The sequence below is a fragment of the Microcoleus sp. BM001215392 genome, assembly GCF_036700185.1.
Lineage (GTDB): Bacteria > Cyanobacteriota > Cyanobacteriia > Cyanobacteriales > Microcoleaceae > Microcoleus.
On the sequence record NZ_JAUBOJ010000016.1, the window covers coordinates 1 to 22,842 of the forward strand.

Below are 22,842 nucleotides of genomic sequence, written 5' to 3' on the forward strand. Positions count from 1 at the left end.
TCCTCTTTTAGAGGACTTTCGCTATGAGACAGGGGTTTTCAACCCCTGTCGGACTCTCGGAATAAGCGAGAATACTGAGACTACAATTAATAATTCCCAATTCCCCATGCCCAATTCGCAATTCCCAATTGATATGAAAGCAAGCACATTTCTACAAATAGCTCAAAGTCTGCCGCTAAATGCAGAAAGAATACAGGCGATGCAAGTAGCCCAAGAATTAACAAAAAAATTCGTAGAATTGGGATTTACAATCATACCTCAAATGCTGTGGGCGATCGGCATTTTGTTAATTACGCGATTTGCGATCGACGTTGCGGGCCGCGTGACTCGCCGAACTCTGGGCCGCACCGAGCCCACGCTGCGGAAATTCTTGGTTCAAGCTGCGGAAATTGTGATTTTGATAGTCGGTGTAGTCGCGGCTTTGAATCAGTTGGGAATTCAAACTACTAGCGTGGTGGCGGTAGTCGGCGCGGCGGGTTTGGCGATTGGTTTGGCGTGGCAAAATACTCTATCCCACTTTGCTGCTGGGGTGATGTTGATTAGTTTACGGCCTTTTGAAGTCGGAGATGCGATCGAAGCTACGGACGTGAAGGGAGTTGTCGATAGCATCGGGATTTTTTCGACAACCGTCGTGACGGACGATCGCATAAAAATTATTGTTCCGAACAATCAGTTATTTAACGGTACACTGAAAAATACCACGGCAATGGGAACGAGGCGAGTAGACTTAAAAATTGATATTGGCGATCGCCCGATCCGTCCAACCATAGCCGAGTTACTAGAAATTGCTCATTCTCACCCGCTGGTATTGGAGAATCCGCCCCCGACTTGTTTGGTTAGCGAGATCACTCCAGATACAACTATTCTATCTCTCCGACCGTGGTGCGCCTCGGTAGCCTACGAACAAGTGCGATCGCAAGTTCAAGAACACGTCAAAGAAGCCATGAATGCCCACAAAAATCAAGCATAATAGATAAGACATTTCAGACAAACTCAGTACAAAAAAAGATTTTCTTCGGCGCGCTACCCCCCTACGGCCCATGCCAAATTTCTTAATTAACATCCTATCTGCTGTATAAATCTCAAATCCAAAATCTAAAAATCTAAAAATCTAAAATGAGTAATTGGTCTCCCCAGCAAATTTTACAAGAACCGGGCGTCAGGATGTCCGCCACCGAAAAAGAAACTATTCTCAAAAAGTTTCCGCCTCCTGACGAAAAAAAACAAATCTATGCCGACGCCATTTTTGAAGGCGGCGGCGTGCGCGGACTTGCATTTTTAGGAGCACTCAGATGCTGCCACGATTTGGGAATTAGCTGGCGAAAATTGGCCGGTACTTCTGCGGGTGCAATTACTGCCGCAGTATTGGCAACAGACTTGTCAATGGACGACTTAGAGGAGTTGTTAGGACAGCTTGATTACAGCATATTTTTAACCAAGAAAAACAGTCCTCTAATTTTAAACGGCGACCCCGCCGACGACTTGCAATCTCCAGCTTGGACGCTACTTTTCTTGACAGTTAGCCGCCAGATGGGAGAATATTCTGCACAACCTTTCCGGCAGTGGTTGGAAGCAACGCTTAGTAAAGGTCACTTGCACACTTTTGCCGATGTCAAACAACTGGTAAAAGAGCGGGAATTAAAAGTAGTAATATCCAACCTAACTCGCGGTGAAATGTTAGTGATTCCCGATGACTTGCGGCGCCAAGACTCTCCAGATTCCGATCCTTTGTACAAGCAGTTGCGGCTCCCAAATCCCGAAGATTTTAGCGTGGCTGAAGCGGTGCGGCTGTCGATGAGTATTCCGCTATTTTTTGAACCGGGAAAACTCGGCAACGACTTAATTGTCGATGGCGGAATTCTCAGCAATTTCCCGCTGTGGATTTATGACAAACAATCTGTCGGTTCTACTCCGGTGGCGCCGCGTTGGTTTACCTTTGGGTTTCGATTGGTCGATACTGGCATTGAGAATCAAGTTAACATTAACAGTCCGCTGTCGATGCTGGCGGCGATGTTCCGAACGATGATGAAAGCAAGAGACCGCTATCACCAGCGGGAAATGGATAAAGGGCGAGTTATTAATATTGATGTGACTGAAGCTGGGGTGACGACGACGGATTTTCAGCTTGATGGCGATCGCAAGGCTAAGCTATATCGATTGGGGTATGTGTCTACTAAGAGGTTCTTTTTGAGTTCCAACTTTAGCTGGGAAAAGCACTTGAAGGCTAGGGGATTTGGGGAATAGGCGATCGGGTTAAGGTGTCGGATGCTATGCAGAGTAAGGCTTTCAGGAGATTTTAAAATCGGGGTTGCCAAATGCTGAACCTATGTGCTATGATTAGTTGCTGTCATCGGGAGAGGTGGCTGAGTGGTCGAAAGCGGCAGATTGCTAATCTGTTAAGGGTGTTATCACCCTTCGGGGGTTCGAATCCCCCCCTCTCCGTTTTATTCGAGATATCTACAAAAATGTAGACCGCTGTGGAAGTTGGTTGCGCCTAGAAAAACCTAGGTGTTAGCCTTCCCAAAGGCTAATCCGCCTCCGCAGTCTAAATAAAAAAACGTAATTTTAACGACCTGTCTTCAACCCGCTCCCGTCGCGTGAGTTGTTTCTATAGACGCAGTTTCAACCGCAACAAGCGCCCTCTTAATCTAATCAAGTGCCTTCATTGCTTCCACAAATTGCCGCGAGATAAAAGGCAAAATCTCTTCATTTTTGCTATTCTCTTTACCCTCGGTAAACACAACTAACAAATACGGTCGCAAACCAGGTATTTCAATATAAGCAGCATCATGACGAACTTGACTTGTCAACCCCGCTTTTGACCACAATTTTGTATTTTCTGGTAATCCGCCACCTAAAAAACCTGTAACTTGATTTTCGGGATCTGCTTCTAATTCGGCTGGTGCTAAACTGCGTTTCATTAAACCCATCATGTCTTGCGATGCTTGTGCAGAAACAGCTACGCCGCCGATGATAGTATGCAGCAAACGCGCCGCTGCATTTGTAGTCAGCATATTCCTATTTTCCATTAATTCTCCCAGAAATGCTCGCTCGCGACCGTAGGGGCCGTCGCACCAGGTTTTTTGATTGGCGTTAATATTTTGTAATTCCGGCCAATCTAATGATTGAAAGTAACGGTTGATGAGGTTTCGCTGCTGTTTCCAAGTTTCAAAGGGGCCTGGTGATAATTCGGGGCCGCTGGTGGTGCCCGTGAGGGCGTCTACTACTAAGCTGGTGGCGTCGTTGCTGGAATCAACAATCATATCTCGGACGGCGCGTTCTAATTCTGGCGATGTTTGAATCATGCCTTTTTGTACCCATTCCCAGATGGCCACGAGGTAAAATAGTTTGACGATGCTGGCGGGATAAATTCGTTCCGAAGCCCTGGCGCTAAAGCCTCGCGGTTGATATTTCCAAAATTCTTGTGCGCTGAGGGCGCCGCCTGTGTTGACTCGCACTGGCGGATCGTAGACGATCCAGGTTACTGCTGTACGATCGCCCTTCAATCCTGTAAATTCTGCCTGGACTGCATCTATAATGCTACTGCCGAGGGTTTCTAATTGTTCGTCTTTGTGGAAAAATGTCATGGTTAAAGGTTGACTGCTGGCGATTAACGGCGGTTGGCGGTTGGCTAATGGCAATAAATCGTTAAGTGCGAACAATTAACAGCAAACAATTAGCAATTAGCAATTAGCAATTAGCAATGGTCAATTATCAATTATCTGATGTTGTGGAGTATCGGGCGATCTCGCACATAAATATTTACGATTCCCCAAAGTGCGATCGATTGGCCACTCAAGCTGCGCAGGGGCGACATTTGCTTTTTTTTGACCCCCCCCAGCCCCCCCTTAACAAGGAGGGGAGAGATGGCATAGATTCCCTTGTGCAGGGGGATACAACGGCTGTGAGGGTGCGGCTGTGCGAAGACGATTATCCGGGATGGTTGGATCTTCGAGATATTCATTTGCTCGAAGTCACAGAAACAGTGTATCATCCTCTGGTGGTTTCTCAGGATGAAATTAGGGATAAATTGCCGATCGCAATTACTTTTACTCGCGAGGCGATGCAGCAATCAAATTATTATCTTTGGGGCGGTACAGTCAAGCCAAATTATGATTGTTCGGGATTGATGCAAGCTGCTTTTGTGGCTGCGGGAATCTGGTTGCCGAGAGATGCTTACCAGCAAGAAGCTTTTACGAAACCTATTAGTTTTAGTTCTTTAGAACCCGGAGATTTAGTATTTTTTGGCACAGCGGAAAAAGCAACTCATGTAGGATTGTACCTCGGAGAAAATCGCTACATTCACAGTTCTGGAAAAGTACAAGGTCGCGACGGTATTGGCATTGATGTTTTGTCGGAGGATGGCGATGCAGTCAGTCGAGCTTATTACCAGCAATTACGCGGATATGGTAAAGTTGTGGCAAGTTATCAACCTAGTTAGTTGTTGACTGTTGACTGTTGACTGTTGACTGTTGACTGTTGACTGTTGACTGTTGACTAACAACTAATAACTAATAACTAACAACTAACAACTAACAACTAACAACTAACAACTAACAACTAACAACTAACAACTGCCAACTGCCAACTGCCAACTGACAACTGACAACTGACAACTGACAACTAACCAATGATATTATCTAACAAAACAATGGACGCTGCATTATTTTTGGAAAAATTGGCTGAACAGCAGGCTGCAACTAAGGTAATTCTCGACGTTTCGGTAGTGGTGCCGGTGTATAATGAGGTAGAAAGTTTGCCTCATCTGATTGAGGCGATCGCCTCTGCGATTCAACCCTCTGGACTCAGCTATCAAATTATCTGTGTAGATGACGGTTCGTCGGACAATTCTGCTGACCTTCTCAAGCAGCTAGCCGGTAGTCGCGATGACCTTTGTGCTGTGCTTTTGCGCCGCAACTACGGGCAGACTGCTGCCATGTCCGCGGGCTTCGATCGCGCGACAGGTCGTGCTATTGTTACCCTGGACGGCGATTTGCAAAATGACCCTGCGGATATTCCGATGTTGCTGGAAAAGCTAAATGAAGGCTACGATTTAGTTAGTGGCTGGCGCAAAAATAGGCAGGACAATACTATCAGCCGCCTGATTCCTTCTAAAATTGCCAACTGGTTAATTGGTCGCGTTACGGGCGTAACTTTGCACGACTACGGCTGTTCTTTAAAAGCTTATAAATCTGAGTTAGTTGCAGACTTGAATCTCTACGGGGAATTGCACCGATTTTTGCCTGCTTTGGCGTTTATTGAAGGCGCGAGAATTGCAGAGATTCCGGTGCGACATCACGCGCGCCGTTTCGGTCAAAGCAAGTACGGGATTTGGCGGACTTTTCGGGTGTTGATGGATTTGTTAACTATTTCTTTTATGAAGAAGTTCCTAACTCGCCCGATGCACGTTTTTGGACTTCTGGGAATGAGTTCGATGGCGGTGGGAACGGTTTTAGGGATTTATTTGACAGTCCTCAAATTGGGTTTCGGTCAAATTATTGGCAATCGTCCTTTGCTGATTTTGGCTGTGGTTTTGTTGTTGACTGGCGTGCAGTTATTTTGTTTTGGTTTGCTGGCGGAAGTGATGATGCGGACTTATCACGAGTCTCAGGGAAAGCCGATTTATCGGGTGCGCGAGGTGTTTGGTTCTAAATAAAGGATTCGTGTCGATTGTACTCGGCGATTGAAATCGCTGCTACACAAACAAAGTCCGCCTGCGCGGACTGAAGAGATAGGAAATTTGAAAACCCTTTTCTGACTATACTCGGCGATTGAAATCGCTGCTACACAAACAAAGTCCGCCTGCGCGGACTGAAGAGATAGGAAAGTTTTAATACCAAATAAATCAGGGTTACAAAACCCTTTGATCTCTTAGTCGGCGTCCGGCGGACTTCGTTTGACTCTCTTGGCGGTTTCAACCGCCGAATGATCTTTCTAACTCATTACTTTTTGGGCTTGTCGGAGAGATGTAATAGTGGCGATCGCGTGCTCCGACACTGCATCTATTTCAGCAGCAGTATTGAAGCGGCCAATCCCAAACCGAATTGAAGCGTAGGCTAACTTGTCCGATCGCCCGATCGCTGCTAAAACATGAGAAGGAGATATTTTCGCCGAAGTACAAGCAGAACCCGAAGACACCGCCGCCGCCGGTTGCAAGCCCAACAGCAGTGCTTGACCGTCAACCCCACCTACACTAATATTCAGATTTCCAGGTAATCTCTTAGTTGCGTGACCGTTCATCACAACATCACCCAATTCACTCAAATTTTCCCACAAACGCTGCCGCAAATTCACAACTCGTGCTGTTTCCGCCTCCATTTCCGAAATTGCTAACTCTACTGCTTTAGCAAATCCGACTATTTGGGGTGGGTAAAGAGTACCCGATCGCATTCCCCGTTCGTGGCCTCCTCCGTGCATTTGTAGGGCTAGCTGGACTCTCGGTTTGTTGCGCCGCACGTAGAGAGCACCGATGCCTTTTGGCCCGTAGATTTTGTGCGCCGTCAAAGACATCAGATCGATGTTCATGTCCTCTACATCAAGGGGAATTTTGCCGATCGCCTGGGCCGCATCCGTGTGAAACAAAATGTCATTTCCGCGACAAATTGCAGCTATTTCGGCGATCGGTTGAATCACACCAATTTCGTTATTAGCCGTCATCACCGACACTAAAATTGTCTCAGCCCGAATCGCTTTGATCAAATCGCCGATATCAATCAGCCCGTCGCTTTTGACTGGTAAAACAGTAATGTCAAACCCCAATTTTTGCAAATACGTACAGGGGTCAAGAATTGCATTGTGTTCTGTTTTTACTGTAATAATGTGCTTTCCTTTGCTGAAATAGGCTTCAGCAACGCCTTTAATCGCTAAATTATTTGCTTCCGTTGCGCCGCTGGTAAAAACAATTTCTTCTGGGGAGGCGTTGATTGCGGATGCTATGGTTTGCCGCGATTGTTTAACCGCAGCTTCTGCTTCCCAGCCGTAAACGTGGTTGATGCTGGCTGCGTTGCCGAAATGTTCGGTAAAATAGGGCAGCATCGCATCAAGTACCCGTTTGTCTACAGGAGTTGTGGCGTGGTTGTCGAGGTAGATAGGACGTGCGGACATAGTGCTGTTTTGGTTGAAAAAAGTGTTAGGTTTATTGTAGACGAGCCCTTTGTTCTAGCACCAAACTTTATATTTAACAAATATTTGTGAAGATTTATGCGAGCTGACATTCAGGGATTAGAAATTACTGTAGGTGAGCTCAAGCACCTGTGCGGCGCGGGGCCCGATCGCCTGTACCGGCCTGCGAGTGCGACTAAGTTTGCCCGCGAAGCTTTGAAAACAGTCGGTTTAATTGTTTTGGTGCTAATCAGTTGTTGGCTGCTGGTGCTGATATTTCCTAGAGCTTATTTGGTGTGGTTTGCGCTCCACCTCGCTGCGATCGGCGGTTTAATCTTTGAGGATGCTTGGAAAATTTGGTGCAGCCAAAACAAACATTTAGTCAATCTTTTTGATGATGTCGATCGCTATAATGGTATAATTAAGGCGATCGAAATTAATGACAAAATCGAGGAGGCGGGCAACGCGGAGGTCAAAATCGGCGATCGCCCACAAGTCATTCAAGCCTTGCAGCTCATCAGAGAAGATTTGGTTCGAGCTTTGAAAACAGAGAGAATTCTCAGACAAAATAAAAAATTTGTCGCTACAAACTCAGAACTGTTTGCCAATAATTTGAGAACTTTGAATGCTTTACAAATTAGCGATATGGCTAGCGAACAAGGGCGATTGCTGAATGAAGCTTTGCAGCTAGCTGTGGGAGTTCAAGCAGAAATGAAAAAGTTACAAGATCGAAATGCTGCTAATTGAAAAAATAAAAAATCGGACGTACGGTTTCAAGCGCGCCTACAAAAACTAATTGGGTCTGGTGCGGCATGAAGAGAATAACGTAATCTTAGCCAAATACGGTGCAGTTAAAAAGCTAATTTGTCCCCGCACACATCAGTTAATTGATAACTATCATAGTCTCGGCGATGCGATCGTCGCGGATCTCTGCGCTAACCCTAAGATATCTCTTCGGACATTAGCGTTAACTCAACCATATTGAATTTTAACGGCCAGTTCTTCAACAGAGCAGACGGCGCGTGAGTGTCTGTATAGACCCGGTTTCAACTGCGGGCGTCTTCTTGGTAGCAACGCGCACCAACCGCGAACCGATCGAACTCCCACACATTTTAAAATTCATGAATCATGAGAATTGTTAAGAAAAATCATGATTGTAAATTTTTTCCTGTTAGGTAACAGGTAAGGATATCTTGGAAAGGAGATGTTAACAACCAGGTCAGTATGTCTTCTACCAAACCAAAGATTATAGTTCTCGATGACGATCCCACAGGTTCTCAAACCGTGCACAGTTGCTTGCTGCTGACACGTTGGGACGAAGAAACCCTGCGTTTGGGACTGCGGGACAAGTCCCCGATTGTTTTCATACTAACAAATACTCGATCGCTCACTCCCGAAAAAGCAGCCTCCGTCACCCGCGAAGTGTGCCAAAATCTCAAAAAGGCGATCGCGATCGAAGAAATCGAAGACTTCCTAATAGTTAGCCGTTCCGATTCTACCCTGCGCGGCCACTATCCGATCGAAACCGATGTCATCGCCGAAGAACTCGGCCCCTTCGACGCTCATTTTCTAATTCCCGCCTTTTTTGAAGGAGGCAGAATCACCCGCAACAGCGTGCACTACCTCATGGTTAACAGCGTCGAAATCCCCGTTCACGAAACCGAATTTGCCAAAGATTCAGTCTTCGGCTACAGTCACAGTTACCTGCCCGACTACGTAGAACAAAAAACCAAAGGTCGCATCCATGCTGATGCAGTCGATCGCATTTTACTCGCAGACATCCGCTACGGAAGTTTAGATCGATTGATGGAGATGACAGACAACCAATGTGCAGTTGTTGACGGCGAAAGCCAAGGTGATTTAAACACATTTGCCAAACACATTCTCGATGCAGTCAGTCAAGGCAAAAAGTTTTTATTCCGCAGCGGGGCGAGTATTTTAACATCCTTAGCTGACCTCAGTCACCAGCCTGTAGCCGCTGATGAAATGTCAAAATACGTGAAAGACGGCAAACCTGGTGCAGTCATAGTTGGTTCCCACGTTAAGAAAACGAGCGATCAATTGGAACGCTTGTTAGAAGAACCGAATACAGTTAGCATTGAAATAGACGTATCTCACTTGCTAGAAGATTCAACAGAGGATCGCACTCAAATCCTCAATGAAATCCTCGAAAAAGTCTGCACTGCTCATGCAGATGGCAAAACGCCTGTAATTTATACCAGCCGCAAGGAACTACAATTTGAAAATCCCGAAGTGCGCCTAAAATTTGGAGCGGCAGTTTCGGCTCTGTTGATGGATGTCGTGCGCGGAATGCCTGCGGATATTGGCTTTTTAATTAGCAAGGGCGGCATTACTTCCAACGATGTTTTGAGTACGGCTTTGTCGCTGAAAAGTGTCAGACAAATCGGTCAAATTATCGCAGGTTGTTCGGTGGTTAAAACAGAGCCAGATCATCCTCTATTTCCAGATTTACCCGTCGTTTTGTTTCCGGGGAATGTGGGGGATAGCAATGCTTTGGCTACGGTTTATAAGCGGCTGAGCAAGCATGATAGCTAGTTGAATTGCTGGCTTAACGCAGAGCAATAGAATTCTAGTCAGGGAGGACAGATTGATATCAACCTAAGCCTAAAACAGTTGAAATATTTCGTTGTCTGCTCGTTACTAGGCTGTGCCTGATAACACAGATATGCAGGAAGAGCCTCCTTAATTCTGTTGACTGCAAGAAGTAAGGAACGCACGTGCGGACTTCAGTCCGCAGCCGGAGAGCGGACTGAAGTCCGCACGTGCGTTCCGTTTTTGTGATGGTAATCAACGGGACATAATATGAGATAGGTTCCCAGACACAGCCTGGGAACCAGTTAAATAATCTCCCAAAAATCTCTGGCTGATTCTATCGTTGCTAAAACCGCTGTAATATGCTATAGTAAAAGGTCTACCCTTAAATAAAAGCGATCGCCAGCTCGACAAATTGCCCCTGGGCAACAGCTCTCAAAAAAAATCAAATTTAGAAAAAAAAATTAGGTAGCCCTCTACATATAGAGCCAACAGTGCCATAGCTACTGCTATCAGTAGCGTTTCCAGCTTGTATCAACCGAAATTTTAAAATTAAGTAAAAATTTTCATATAGTAATTTTTAGCCCAAAGGATTAGCATATAAGGGTGACAGAACATTATCATCCACTAAACTCATTAAAAAACGGCCATTGGTTCAAGCTGATCTGTGGGGCGAGCTTTCAACACCTGCCGGCGGTTCGGAATCTCACATTGGCTTACACCTTAGCAGGTGCTGACTGTATTGATGTCGCGGCAGATCCCGCCGCCGTCGCAGCAGCGAAAGAAGCCCTACAAGTTGCCAGCGAATTACAGGCAAAAACTCAAAACCGCAGGTTTGGCGGCGAAGGGTTGCCACTGCTGATGGTGAGTTTAAACGATGGGGAAGATCCACATTTTCGCAAGGCCGAATTCAACCCAGCCGATTGTCCGGCGGACTGCTGGCGGCCGTGCGAAAAAATATGTCCAGCCTCCGCAATAGTTTTTCAGAGTGCTGGTAGTGGTTTTTCCGGGGTGATAGACCAGCAGTGCTATGGCTGCGGTCGCTGTCTGCCTGTTTGTCCCAGCCAACTGATTTATACTCGTTCTTACGTGTCTGCTCCAGGCGCGATCGCACCTTTAATCTTGAAATCCGGTGCGGACGCCCTAGAAATCCACACGCAAGTAGGCAGAGAGGCAGATTTTGCGAGACTTTGGTCGAGCATAGCTCCCTGGGTAGATCAACTTAAAGTAATAGCAATTAGTTGCCCCGATGGAGACGGTTTGATTGATTATTTGCGGACACTCTATCAAATAATTTCCCCCCTTCCTTGTCCCCTAATTTGGCAAACCGATGGTAGGCCGATGAGTGGAGATATTGGAATAGGAACTACTAGAGCCGCGGTCAAACTCGGTCAAAAAGTTTTGGCTGCCCGGTTGCCGGGATATGTGCAACTTGCAGGCGGCACTAACGATCGCACTGTCAGCAAACTTAAAGCCTGCGGACTGATGAAGGATGGCGGGAAAAATTTGTCTGTTCCTCCTGTCCAATACATTGCAGGTGTAGCCTACGGCAGCTATGCCAGGGTTTTGCTGTCACCAATTTTAGAACAATTAGAAACAATGCAAACCGATCGAGCTTATGCCGTTGAGGTAGCAGCCGCTTGCGGCGCAGCCGAAGTTCAAACACCTCGGTTGACTCAGCTCGAAGCCGTCCCAGAACTTCTCTCGGAGGCGGTGAGTTTAGCTCGTTCTCTAGTTTCTCAGATCAAAAGTTAGTTGTTAGTTGTTAATTGTTGGTTGTTAGTTGTTAGTTGTTGGTTGTTAGTTGTTAGTTGTTAGTTGTTAGTTAATCAAAAAAACTGATAAGGATCGCAAATTAAATAATTTACACAAGTCTGTGGGATAGGCGCCTCGCCCACCCTTTCTGGACGGGCTATAAAGGCCCATCCCACAAGAAGCATAAAAATTGTAAGTTATTTAATTTTCATTCCTAACTGATAACTGTACTTCGCGAAATCGCGATCGCACTTGCGACCTCAGAAACCCGGTTTCTTACTATATTTCTCGTTATCCAACGCAAAACCCATAGAAACCGGGTTTCGACGCACCAATGCGTAATCCATAAACTGACAACTGTCCACTGTCAACTGTCCACTGTCAACTGACAACTGACAACAGTCCACTGTCCACTGTCCACTGTCCACTGAACCGAACACACCGAGGCGAATGCAGATTACAGACGACCTCAGCAGACTATTAGACATCGTGCCAGATGAGATCCGGCAGCCCTTAGAGCAGCACCCGCAGCGCAACAATCTCATTGAGGTTGTGATGGATTTGGGCCGCCTACCAGAAGCTCGTTTTCCATCCTTGGCCGAACCTCTTTCCCAAACACCGATTTCCAAAGCAGACCTCAGCTATTGTATCGATCGAGTCGGCAACTTCGGCGGCGACAATCGAGCCGGTATCGAGCAAACCCTGCACCGAATTAGCGCCCTTCGCAACCGCAGCGGCGAGATTATCGGCTTGACATTGAGGGTGGGCCGCGCTGTGTTCGGGACGATCGGGATTATCCGCGATTTAGTGGAAACCGGTCAGTCGATTTTGATGCTCGGCCGCCCCGGAGTCGGCAAAACCACAGCCCTGCGCGAAATCGCCCGCGTGCTCGCCGACGACTTGGAAAAACGGGTGGTAATCATCGACACCTCCAACGAAATTGCTGGAGATGGAGATATCCCGCATCCGGCGATCGGCAGAGCTCGCAGAATGCAAGTTTCGCGTCCCGAACTCCAGCACCAAGTCATGATCGAAGCAGTGGAAAACCATATGCCCGAAGTGATCGTGATTGACGAAATCGGTACGGAATTAGAAGCTTTGGCCGCTCGGACGATCGCAGAAAGGGGCGTGCAATTGGTCGGTACCGCCCACGGGAACCGGATCGAAAACTTGATGAAAAATCCGACTCTGGCCGATTTAATCGGGGGCATCCAAGCCGTGACGCTGGGAGATGACGAAGCCCGGCGCCGCGGTTCTCAAAAGACTGTTTTGGAACGCAAATCACCGCCGACTTTTGAAATTGCGATCGAAATGCTCGAACGCCAGCGCTGGGTAATCCACGAACGAGTCTCAGATTCGATCGACAGCCTGCTGCGGGGACGCGAACCGAACCAGCAAATCAGAAGCGTCAGCGACAGTGGAGAAGTAACGATCGAGCGCGAGTCAGCATCTCCCCCCGTCCGGTTTCCAGGGATGCCAGCTTCCGCCTCAGGCCCCGCTGCGGTATCAGGAATGCGGTCAGTCACGCCGATTTCTGGGTGGCGCAGTGCCGGCAAAATGGTGCCGATGCCCCCTCAAAACGAGAAATTCGCTGCTGCTGCTGCTGCTAACAGCGCGCCAGTGACTGAGACTCGGTATTTCGAGCAACTGCTCGAAGAATCCCTGTCCGTGGAACCCGTACCGCAGCAGCGCGGACGTTATTCCCAGAATGTCGGCCCTAACGGCGAAGATTTGCCCCTCCACGTTTATCCTTACGGCATAGCTCGCCACCAGCTCGAACAGGTCATTTCCACCCTGAACCTGCCGGTGCAGTTGACGAAGGATATTGAAAGTGCTGACGTGGTGTTGGCTTTGCGATCGAACGTGCGGAACCAGTCAAAATTGAGGCACTTGGCCAAAACTCGCCAAGTTCCCCTGCACACAATCAAAGCTGGGACTATTCCCCACGTAGCGAGAGCTTTGCGGCGCCTGTTGGATATGGACGACCCGGGCACCCCGGAAGTGGCAGACCTTGCCTTATTCGCCCGCAGCGGGACTTCTGACGAGCTCGAAGCTCTCGAAGAAACCCGCCTAGCTGTCGAGCAAATTGTGATTCCCAAGGGACAGCCGGTGGAACTTCTACCCCGTTCTCCCAATGTCCGCAAAATGCAGCACGAGCTTGTGGAACACTATCACCTGAAATCCCACAGTTTTGGGGAAGAACCCAACCGCCGCCTGCGGATTTTTCCAGCTTAAACAGCCCTGGATCTAGAATCGGCGTAGGGTGCACCCCGCACCTTACTGCTTGAAGGTAGCAGGTAGAAGGCAAACGGCCGAATTTTTTTCATGCTGCTGTCTGTTTTCTACTTGCTGCCTTTGATATTATGTGGGCTAAATTATACCAATTTAAAACGAAATAACAGTATTCTTCCCCCCTCGATCGGGGGGCGGGCTAGGGGGGTCTTCGAGTGTTGCACAATTTTAGATAAATGGTATTAACCATAATTCTTGTAGCGTGGGTTCACCGCCCAGACTCGAATCTTGTGGTCGATCGACCCCACATGATATTATTCCGGGTGGTATGATTTTTGTGTGAAAGTGCGATCGGCTCAAATACCTAGGCAATGCCCCATTACCAATTACCAATTACCAATTCCCAATTCCCAATTCCCAATTCCCAATTCCCAATTCCCAATTCCCTCTAATAACAAATTATACGCAAACATATTTACCGGAGTTGACATGAATGAGGCACAAATTCAGCTATTTATTCAATTAATTGCGGCTCAGACAGGTTTACAAATTCGCCCGCAAGATCGATCGGCTTTGTGTCTAAAACTTTTGAGTCGGATGAGCGCTGTAAAAATAATATCCCCGGAAAAATACTATCAAATTTTAGCCGCTCCGAGTCATGAAAGTCAAACCGAATGGCGAGAATTAGCGCCGTTGCTAACAACGAACGAAAGTTATTTCATGCGGGACAAAGGACAGTTTTCCCTGCTAAAAAAAGTGATTTTACCGGAATTAATCGAAAATAAAAGAAAGTTGTACGAGAAATTGGGAATTAAGCCAACACTACGAATCTGGAGTGCAGGATGTTCGACAGGTGAAGAACCTTATTCTTTAGTAATTATTTTAAAACAGCTAATTTCTGATTGGGAAAAATGGAAAATTTTAGTTTTAGGTACAGATATAAATCAAGGAACTCTAGAAAAAGCCCAGCGGGGAATTTATAGCCCTTGGTCGTTTCGCTTAGTTGACCCGGAACTGCAAAGGCAGTATTTCGATCGGCGGAAAACCGAGTGGGAAATTGACCCTAAATTTCGTCAATTGGTGAGATTTAGCTGTGTAAATTTAGTAACAGATAATTTTCCCAATATTTACACAGAGATTCATAACCTAGATTTGATTTTGTGCAGAAATGTTTTTGTTTATTTTGAAAAAAAGTATATTGTACAGGTATTGAAAAAGTTTGCCAAGACCCTGAGACCTGGAGGATATTTAATGACGGGTCACGCTGAAGTTCACAATCACGTGACAAACGAGTTTCAACCAAAAGTTTTTCCGGAATCCGTTGTTTATCAAGCAAAGAATATCCAAGGCGAGGAACAAGCTAAAATCAATTTTTTGAAGGGGCAGACATCCAAAGCAAAATCGGCATTTGGAGGAACTCGAAAAAAAGGGGAATTGGGCGAAGACAGCGGTCATTTGCTAGGGAATGAGACGCAGCCAGCCCGTTTTGGTAATGGCTATTTTGGGCAGATAGAGTCGCTGTCGCTGTTGACGGCAGGTAGCGCGATCGGAAAGATACTGCGAAATCGCTATGTTGAGGGCGATATTTTGAGCAACAAAATGTCTGGTTTACTGGCAGCGCCCGCAGCAGAAAAAGCCGATCGCCCAACGCCTCAGATACTGATTTTAGAGGCAAAAGCTTGTTTGAAAAATAAAGCTTATCTGGAGGCTATTCATAAAGCTAAACAGGCAATAGACCTGCAAGCTCATAATTTTGATGCTAATTATTTGCTGGCTCAAATTTATGCAAATTTAGGTCAGTATTCTCAGGCGATAGAATACTGCAATCGAGCTAGCAAAGTAGATACAATGTCAGTATTTCCTTATTTCTTGCAAGCTCAAATCGCCGAAGAACAGGATGACTTGGAAACAGCTAAATTTTTTATTAAAAAAACTATTTATCTTTGCCCGTCTTTTGTTTCCGCTTATCTCGAACTCGGGAATATATACAATAAAGAAGGTAAGCTAAATAAAGCTATTAAAATGTACAATTCATCTTGCGATATTCTCAAAAAACTCCCGCCCGATACTCCGATCGAGCAACAGAATAAAATGACAGCCGCTCAATTATTGATGGATCTCAAAAAAAAATTGGTAAAATTGTACAGCCAACCAAACTGATGCGCCCGAAAAATCTCAACACCGGGTTTTTTTGTAAGTGCCTAGCTGGCAAAATTTATACGATCCTAGAAACCAGTTTTTTTGGAAGTCCTACTAGATAAAGTGTCAGAATAAATATGGAAATCAAGCCGTATCTTATCTTTGAACATAACGGTTTGCTGTGCGGTGTAGAAGTCGGCTGTGTTCGGGAAATTTTCTTTTTGCCGGAGTTGATACCGATCGCCGAAGCGCCTCAAGATATTGTCGGGGCGATCGATCTCAGGGGCTCCCTTCTCCCCGTGATGGATCTAAATCTCCGTTTTGGGTACGTTTGGCAAGAGTATTCTGTGACAGATAGTGCGATCGTCATAGAATGGCAAGAAGTTCGACTTGGCATCATTGTCGATCGAGTTACCGAAGTTAAGCACATCCCCGCAGACGCCATAACTCCCCAGCTATCTTACGGGCGAGATAATGCAGAAGCCCCGCATCATTTTTTAGCTGGATTCGCTCGCTGTGAAACAAATACGATCGCGCTGCTAGATATCGATCGCCTAATTCGAGATTCTCCCCAAAAAACTGATGCCCAAATCCCGATTTCTGCAAGCGATGCAGGAATTTTAACCGCAGCAGACAACCTAGAAACCTCACACTTGCTAGCAGAAAATCATCAATTTTTAAGCAAACCGCAGGTTTTTGCTTTGAATGCTACAGCCGAAGAAAAAGCAATTTTTCGAGAGCGAGCTCAGAATTTGAGGCAGCAGAGCGAGCAGGAAAATTCTGCCGCAATTAATATGTCACTAGCCGTAGTTCTTTTAAACGGCGAATACTTTGGTATCAATCTAGGGGTAGTGCGCGAATTTACTGACATTCGCCAAGTAACTCCGATTCCTTGCACTCCCGATCGCATTATTGGAAATATGAATTTGCGGGGCGAAATCCTGACGCTAGTAGACATTCGCAAGGTTTTAAATATGTCGTCTGCTCAGGTAAAATCTCTATCGAAGGCGATCGTTGTGGAAATTGAAGATTTGGTAGCCGGTATAGTCGTAGACGAAATTTTAGACATTATACATTTGAATGTGGCAGAGATGGCGACTATTCCTGCCGCACTAAATTCGGCTAACCGCGAATATCTGCGAGGTACCGCTTTTTACCAAGAAAAACCGATCGCTATTCTGAACTTGCAGAAACTGTTAACAAAAGGAGGAATTGTTGTTGATGAGGAAGTTTGAACAAAGATTTGACGGCTTCATCGGCGTCGCACTTGCAAAAACGATGTCAGCGCTACCCGAAACTAAAGAAAATAGAGCAAGAGAACAGAATTTGCTATGATACTATTTTCTACTGTCACCGCACGGCATCGCTCTCAGAAGTGGTGAGCTGATTTTGGTTGCCAGCGCCAGACAGGAGCCTCTCAGTTTTGTATTTGTAGTGCGAAAGCGCTGGCGATCGCAAATCTTAGATATAAGCAAGCGAAGAGTGATGCTCGTACTCTTGAAAAATAGTTTTTGCTTTCCGCAGAGATGCTCCCGCACCGGACTTTCAACTACTATCCTAAAGCCACAACCTTACTCAGGGAAATCCTATCTTAAGTTAACCCAAAAAATATGTTTGCTCAAATTAAAAAATTAAATATTAGAAACAAGATGCTGCTCGGATACCTAGCGCCAGCAGCTATTTACTTAGCCTTACCAGTCCTAGTTATCGCTACTACCAGTAAAGTTTTTGAAACATTCAAAGAAGTAGAAAGGGTAGAAAATGTCATTGGAGAAACAAGTAATATGTCCGTAGGTGCCGAGCAAATGGTACGAGGAATGCGCGGCTATTTAATTAACAAAAATGAGCAGTTTTTAACCGATTTTAAAACAGGTGCAGATTTAGCTCGTCAGTCGGCGATCAATGTAGAACCTATCGTGAAAAATCCCGAACAGCAAGCCCGTTTGCAGAGAATGTTGGAGCTGGTCAAGGAATATTATAATGGCTCTAACGAAATAGTTCGCTTAGTTCAGCAAAATCAGACAGCCGAAGCCCTTGCTATATTTAATACAGGCAAGTATACCAAATTTGTGAATGAATTTGTGGAATTGAACCGGGAATTTCGGGAAATCGAATTAAAAATGATTAAGCAAGAAACGCAAATCACGAAGGCAGCTTTAAGCTTTTTGGTATCAACGCTAGTGTTTGGTTCGATACTGTTAGTGCTGCTTGGCGCCACTGCTGCTTGGCTGATTTCGTCAGGAATTGCTGGAACTATCGATCGCGCAATTAGTTCGATCGCCAGCTCCTCCGCCGAGATTGCTACCACAATTGAACAACAGGAACGCATGGCAAGCCAGCAAGCAGTTTCAGTCAATCAAACCACTACGACAATGGACGAACTGGGTGCATCTTCTAGGGCCACTTCACAGCAAATAGAAGCTGCTGCATCTCAAGCAATGCAAGCTTTAATGTTAGCTGGTGGCGGTACAAAAGCTGTCGAACAAACTTTAGAAGCAATGGCAACACTGAAAACCAAAGTCCAGGATATGCAAGGGCAAATTATGCAGTTGAGCGAGCAAACCGATCGCATTGGCAACATCTCAACTGTAGTTAGCGATTTGGCAAATCAAACTAATATGTTAGCACTAAATGCGGCTGTCGAAGCAGTGCGAGCCGGCGAACACGGCAAAGGTTTCGGCGTTGTCGCCTCAGAAATTCGCAAACTTGCCGATCGCAGTAAAAAATCTGCCGCACAAATTAATCTCTTAGTTGCTGATATTCAGCGGGCGATCAACTCAACGGTAATGGTAACAGACGAAGGAACTAAAACTGTTGACTCTGGCGTAAATATTGCGGAGGAAACCGCCGCAGCATTTGCCGGAGTAGCTGATGCAATTAATAACGTGGTTTTGAGCTCTCAGCAAATTTCGCTGAATGCCAAACAGCAAGCAATTGCGATCGAACAAGTGGTAGAAGCTATGAACTCCCTCAACCAAGCAGCAGCACAAACCGCTTGCGGAATCACTCAAACTAAAGTCGGTACACAAAAATTAAATGAAGCTGCTTTAGATTTAAAAGCAGTTGTGTAAAATAGTTATCAATTCTGATAGTTTCTGCAAATAATGCAAGTGTAGGCAATATCCAAACTGCGATCCCGATCGTTCCTTTTTTAATCCTTGAATCCTTCAATTCTCACAATCTAAAATCTAAAATTTAATGAGTTATCAGCTATGATCGAAAAAATAAAAAAATGGTCTTTGAGAATTAAAGCGATTGTTTTTGCGATCGCTCTCAGTACCATCCCTGTTATGTTGACAGGAACAATGACTTATGTATTTGCCAGCGAACACTTGACTAACTACGTAATTAAGTACCAAGAATCACGGGCGATAGCCACTGCAAATCACGTGCAAAACTTGATATTAGAACGCTATCATGACGTTCAGAATATGGCATATCTAAGTATACTGAATGACCCCCGAGTCAGCCAAACCACATCAACCAGTCAAAAACAAGCTGTATTAGATAAATATATCACAGCAGCGGCTGGCTACGACAGTATTGCGGTCGCCGACCTCCAAGGAAATACAATTTTGCAATCTAGCGGAGAAAAAGTTATAGATATAGGCAATCGCGAATATTTTCAGGAAGTAATTAAAACTAATGGTGCTACGGTTGTGCAGCCAAGAAAGTCATTTCTTAATGGCAAATACGCCATTTTTGCTGCGGCGCCCGTGATCGAGTTAAACACAGGCAAAACTATCGCAGTAATCAGAACTCGCACGCCTACAACTTATTTAGAGCAAAAAATTCATGAAAACCAAGCACAATTATCTAGAGACTCGAAGGGATTAAAACAAGAGCAATACCATTTAATTGATGGCAATGGCAAGTTTTTTTCGGCAACAGAAACTGAGCAAGTGAGCCGAGATGCACGGTCAGACTTTAGTGTTTTTACAAGAATGCAATCCGAGAGAAAAATTGACAGTGCCATAGATATAGATCGCATTAATGGAACTCAGCAACTGATTACTTACGCTCCGATTCAAACATCAAAAGAGCTGCCAGAATTAAGTTGGAGCGTGATTATTGCCAACGATAAACAAGATGTATTTGCTCCGCAGGAAGAGTTGCTTTATACTCTGATGTCAGGAGTTGGAATCACTACTGCTATTGTGAGCGCGCTCGCTATTTTTTTCGCCAGCCGCACCACTCACTCGATTAATCACATTGTACGGGCGATCGCGTCTTCTTCTTCGCAAATTGCTGTCACCATCGAACAGCAGGAACGCATTGCCAGCCAACAATTATATGCTGTCGATCGCACTGCGACTACAATGGACGAATTGGGCGAATCCAGCAAAGCTTGTGCCTCGGAAGCTGAAGCTGCTGCTTTCGGGGCAGCAGCAGGCCTTAAACTCGCAGCAGGAGGCAGTCAAGCAGTAGACAATACCTTGAAAGAAATGGCAAATTTGACAGAAAATGTAGGAGCAATTCAAAAGCAAATTTTGCATTTGAGCGAGCAAACCGATCGCATTGGTAATATCTCCAGTTTAGTCAGCGATTTAGCCAACCAAACAAATATGCTCGCCCTCAACGCTGCTGTCGAAGCAGTTAGAGCCGGTGAAAGCGGCAAAGGATTTGCTATCGTTGCTAGCGAGATTCGCAAATTAGCCGATCGCAGCAAGGAATCTGCTAGCAATATCAAGATTTTAGTTGCAGATATCCAGAAAGCAATTAGTTCGACAGTAAAAGTGACGGATGACGGCACAAAAACCGTAGAAAATGGCGTAAAAATTGCCCGAAAAACCGCCGACGCATTTGCTGGGGTAGCTGAGGCGATCGAGCGCATTGCTTTGAACAGCAAACAAATTTCTGTTAGATCCAACAATCAGGCGATCGCGATTCAGGATGTAGTTGAAGCCGTCAACTCTCTTAACCTCGCCGCCCAGGAAACCGCCTCCGGCCTTTCTCAAGTTAAACTCGGCATTTCTCAGCTCAACCGTGCAGCCCAAAATTTACAATCAGTAGTCTAAAAAGTTCGGCAACGGATCTAACGGATCTAACGGATCTAATTACCCATTACCCATTATCAATGATTCATAAATTTTTTCAAAAAATCCAACACCGACTGTTGCTGCTTTTAATTTTAAGTACCTTAATTCCAGTATCTCTGGTAGGCTGGTATGGAATTTCTTCTTCCGCAACAGCACTGCAAACTTTAGCGTTAACAAATCTTTCTGAAAGTGTCGCTTCTAGCGGAGAAAAAATTGTCAACAATTTAGAAAATATCAGTTACGATGTTTTGATACTCAGCAAGTCTCCCCCTATTCAAGCAATGATTAGAGCTAGAGAGGGAAATGGAGTAGATAAAGAAACTAATTCAACTTATCAAAATTTAGCGGAGCGAATGCAAATTATATTTTCATCAATGATGGAAGTTAAGCCATATTATATGCAGTTGCGCTATATCGACGAGAAAGGTGACGAACTCGTGCGCCTAAATTATGACGGAAAGAACATCAAAATTGTTCCAAATTCTGAACTACAAAATCAAGCTCAGAGAGATTACTTTTCCGCAACCATGAAGCTAAAAGCTGGAGAAATATATGTGTCCCAATTCAATCTGAATCAGGAGCGCGGTAAAATACAAATTCCTTACAAGCCAACAATTCGCCACGCCACTCCAATATTTAACGACAGAGGAGAAAGAAAAGGTATTTTAATTGCTAATTCTTTGGGTCAGTATCTAATCAATATAGTTAAAAATATCAATAATGAAAATTCAGGTGAAGCTTTTATGTTAAATCAAGATGGTAACTATATTTATCATCCCAATTCTACAAAAGAATGGGGTACTCAAGGACAAAATAATGAAAATATCAAAAAAGATTATTCAGCAGAGGTAGTGACTAAAATACTTTCCGGGGGCAAAGGCAATGTTGAACTCAGCGATCGAGTCATTAGTTACGAGACAATATTTTTAACAAAAAAGAATAATCTTTTTGTTGTAATTGTCAATCAAGCACCAAAAAGTTCGCTCTTTGCTTCTATTGTAGTTTTGAGGAAAGTCGCTAGTATTATTACTATAATATCCCTAGGTACTGTGCTGGTATTAGGATTTATTGTATTACAACAGCTAATCAAGCTGATCCGCGGAATCATCTACGAAATATCGTCATTTTCAATGCAAATATTATCTAATATGAACGAGCAAGAGCAAGTCGTCGGCCAGCAATTTCTCTCTGTCAATGAAACAACTGCAACCCTAGAAAAATTGGGCTTATCTTCTGGGCACACAGTAGAGCAAGCTGAGGCTGTTGCTGCTGCTGCTCGCCAAGCTTTAACACTAGCCCAAGAAGGTACTCAAATGGTTGAGCAAACTGTCAATCAAATGCTGACTCTCAGACAAGCTGTGGCGGCAATTTCTCAACAAAATCAGCGCTTGGGCGATAGCACGAGTCAGATTGGTAATATCTCGGCTTTGGCAAACTTAGTTAGCGATTTAGCCACTCAGACAAATATGCTGGCTCTTAATGCGGCTGTCGAAGCTGTCAGAGCTGGTGAGTATGGTAAAGGTTTTGCGGTGGTAGCCAGCGAGATTCGCAAATTAGCAGATGAAAGTCAACAAGCGGCACAAAAGATTAATGGTATTATTCCCGAGATTAAGGGCGCGATAGAATCGACAGTGAAAGCAACCGAAGAAAGTCGCAAAATAGTCGCAGAAGGGGTAAAAACGGCGCAGGATACGGCAGAAGCTTTTACCGGGGTTCGGGAAGCTTGCAATCTTGTTTTTGCTAGCAATCAGCAAATCTCTTTGAATATTAAACAGCAGGCGATCGCTATTGGGCAAGTAGCTGATGAAATGAACTCTCTTAACCGCACTGCATCTCAAACTATCAGCGGTATTACTCAAGTCAAAGTAAGCACTCAAAGACTCAATCAAGCTGCTTTAAATCTTAAGTCTGTAGTGTGAAAAGTTAGTTGTTAGTTGTTAGTTGTAATCAGTCAAGCGTGAAGTCGGAAAAAAAAACAAGTAATATTAATTACCAATTACCAATCAGCAATTCCCAATTACCC

At 45.1% G+C, this 22,842-nt stretch carries 15 protein-coding genes and 1 tRNA gene; 14 read left to right on the top strand and 2 right to left on the bottom strand.

The features are described from left to right. Positions 1–133 precede the first annotated feature (133 nt). From QT974_RS03530 to QT974_RS03540, 3 genes are all read left to right on the top strand, one after another. Entirely contained in the window at positions 134–970 is an 837-nt protein-coding gene (locus tag QT974_RS03530) for a mechanosensitive ion channel family protein (protein ID WP_333467141.1), read from the top strand. 146 nt (positions 971–1,116) lie between these two features. Beyond that, positions 1,117–2,244, top strand: a complete 1,128-nt coding sequence (locus tag QT974_RS03535) for a patatin-like phospholipase family protein (protein WP_333467142.1) — start codon at positions 1,117–1,119, stop codon at positions 2,242–2,244. Between the two features lie 109 nt (positions 2,245–2,353). Beyond that, positions 2,354–2,442, top strand: a tRNA-Ser gene (locus tag QT974_RS03540). A 206-nt stretch (positions 2,443–2,648) separates the two neighbouring features. On the opposite strand, the gene QT974_RS03545 is transcribed toward QT974_RS03540, so the two are convergent. After that, complete coding sequence (locus tag QT974_RS03545; protein WP_333467169.1) at positions 2,649–3,587, bottom strand: serine hydrolase; 939 nt, start codon at positions 3,585–3,587, stop codon at positions 2,649–2,651. 116 nt (positions 3,588–3,703) lie between these two features. On the opposite strand from QT974_RS03545, the gene QT974_RS03550 reads away from it, so the two are divergent. Further along, a complete protein-coding gene (locus tag QT974_RS03550; RefSeq protein ID WP_333467143.1) occupies positions 3,704–4,441 on the top strand; it encodes a C40 family peptidase in 738 nt (245 codons plus the stop codon). 210 nt (positions 4,442–4,651) lie between these two features. Continuing rightward, positions 4,652–5,656, top strand: a complete 1,005-nt coding sequence (locus QT974_RS03555) for a glycosyltransferase family 2 protein (protein ID WP_333467144.1) — start codon at positions 4,652–4,654, stop codon at positions 5,654–5,656. Between the two features lie 278 nt (positions 5,657–5,934). Here the strand turns inward: QT974_RS03555 and QT974_RS03560 are convergent, their stop codons facing one another. Beyond that, positions 5,935–7,104, bottom strand: coding sequence for a cysteine desulfurase family protein (locus tag QT974_RS03560; protein WP_333467145.1), 1,170 nt, complete (start codon positions 7,102–7,104; stop codon positions 5,935–5,937). Positions 7,105–7,200: 96 nt separating this feature from the next. On the opposite strand from QT974_RS03560, the gene QT974_RS03565 reads away from it, so the two are divergent. The 9 genes from QT974_RS03565 to QT974_RS03605 all read left to right on the top strand — a co-directional run bounded on the left by QT974_RS03565 (position 7,201) and on the right by QT974_RS03605 (position 22,738). Then, a complete protein-coding gene (locus tag QT974_RS03565; protein WP_333467146.1) occupies positions 7,201–7,848 on the top strand; it encodes a hypothetical protein in 648 nt (215 codons plus the stop codon). Between the two features lie 477 nt (positions 7,849–8,325). Further along, a complete protein-coding gene (locus tag QT974_RS03570; protein ID WP_333467147.1) occupies positions 8,326–9,657 on the top strand; it encodes a four-carbon acid sugar kinase family protein in 1,332 nt (443 codons plus the stop codon). A 603-nt stretch (positions 9,658–10,260) separates the two neighbouring features. Then, positions 10,261–11,409: a circadian clock protein LdpA gene (ldpA, locus tag QT974_RS03575; RefSeq protein WP_333467148.1), complete on the top strand. Its 1,149-nt coding sequence runs from the start codon at positions 10,261–10,263 to the stop codon at positions 11,407–11,409. A gap of 450 nt (positions 11,410–11,859) precedes the next feature. Continuing rightward, positions 11,860–13,644: a R3H domain-containing nucleic acid-binding protein gene (locus QT974_RS03580; RefSeq protein WP_333467149.1), complete on the top strand. Its 1,785-nt coding sequence runs from the start codon at positions 11,860–11,862 to the stop codon at positions 13,642–13,644. A gap of 486 nt (positions 13,645–14,130) precedes the next feature. Next, complete coding sequence (locus QT974_RS03585; protein ID WP_333467150.1) at positions 14,131–15,801, top strand: CheR family methyltransferase; 1,671 nt, start codon at positions 14,131–14,133, stop codon at positions 15,799–15,801. 116 nt (positions 15,802–15,917) lie between these two features. Then, positions 15,918–17,015 carry a chemotaxis protein CheW gene (locus QT974_RS03590; RefSeq protein ID WP_333467151.1) on the top strand — a complete coding sequence of 366 codons (1,098 nt, stop codon included), beginning with the start codon at positions 15,918–15,920 and terminating at the stop codon, positions 17,013–17,015. Between the two features lie 375 nt (positions 17,016–17,390). After that, positions 17,391–18,851 carry a methyl-accepting chemotaxis protein gene (locus QT974_RS03595; RefSeq protein WP_333467152.1) on the top strand — a complete coding sequence of 487 codons (1,461 nt, stop codon included), beginning with the start codon at positions 17,391–17,393 and terminating at the stop codon, positions 18,849–18,851. A gap of 141 nt (positions 18,852–18,992) precedes the next feature. Further along, positions 18,993–20,798 carry a methyl-accepting chemotaxis protein gene (locus tag QT974_RS03600; protein ID WP_333467153.1) on the top strand — a complete coding sequence of 602 codons (1,806 nt, stop codon included), beginning with the start codon at positions 18,993–18,995 and terminating at the stop codon, positions 20,796–20,798. Between the two features lie 59 nt (positions 20,799–20,857). After that, entirely contained in the window at positions 20,858–22,738 is a 1,881-nt protein-coding gene (locus tag QT974_RS03605) for a methyl-accepting chemotaxis protein (RefSeq protein WP_333467154.1), read from the top strand. The last annotated feature ends 104 nt before the right edge of the window (positions 22,739–22,842 follow it).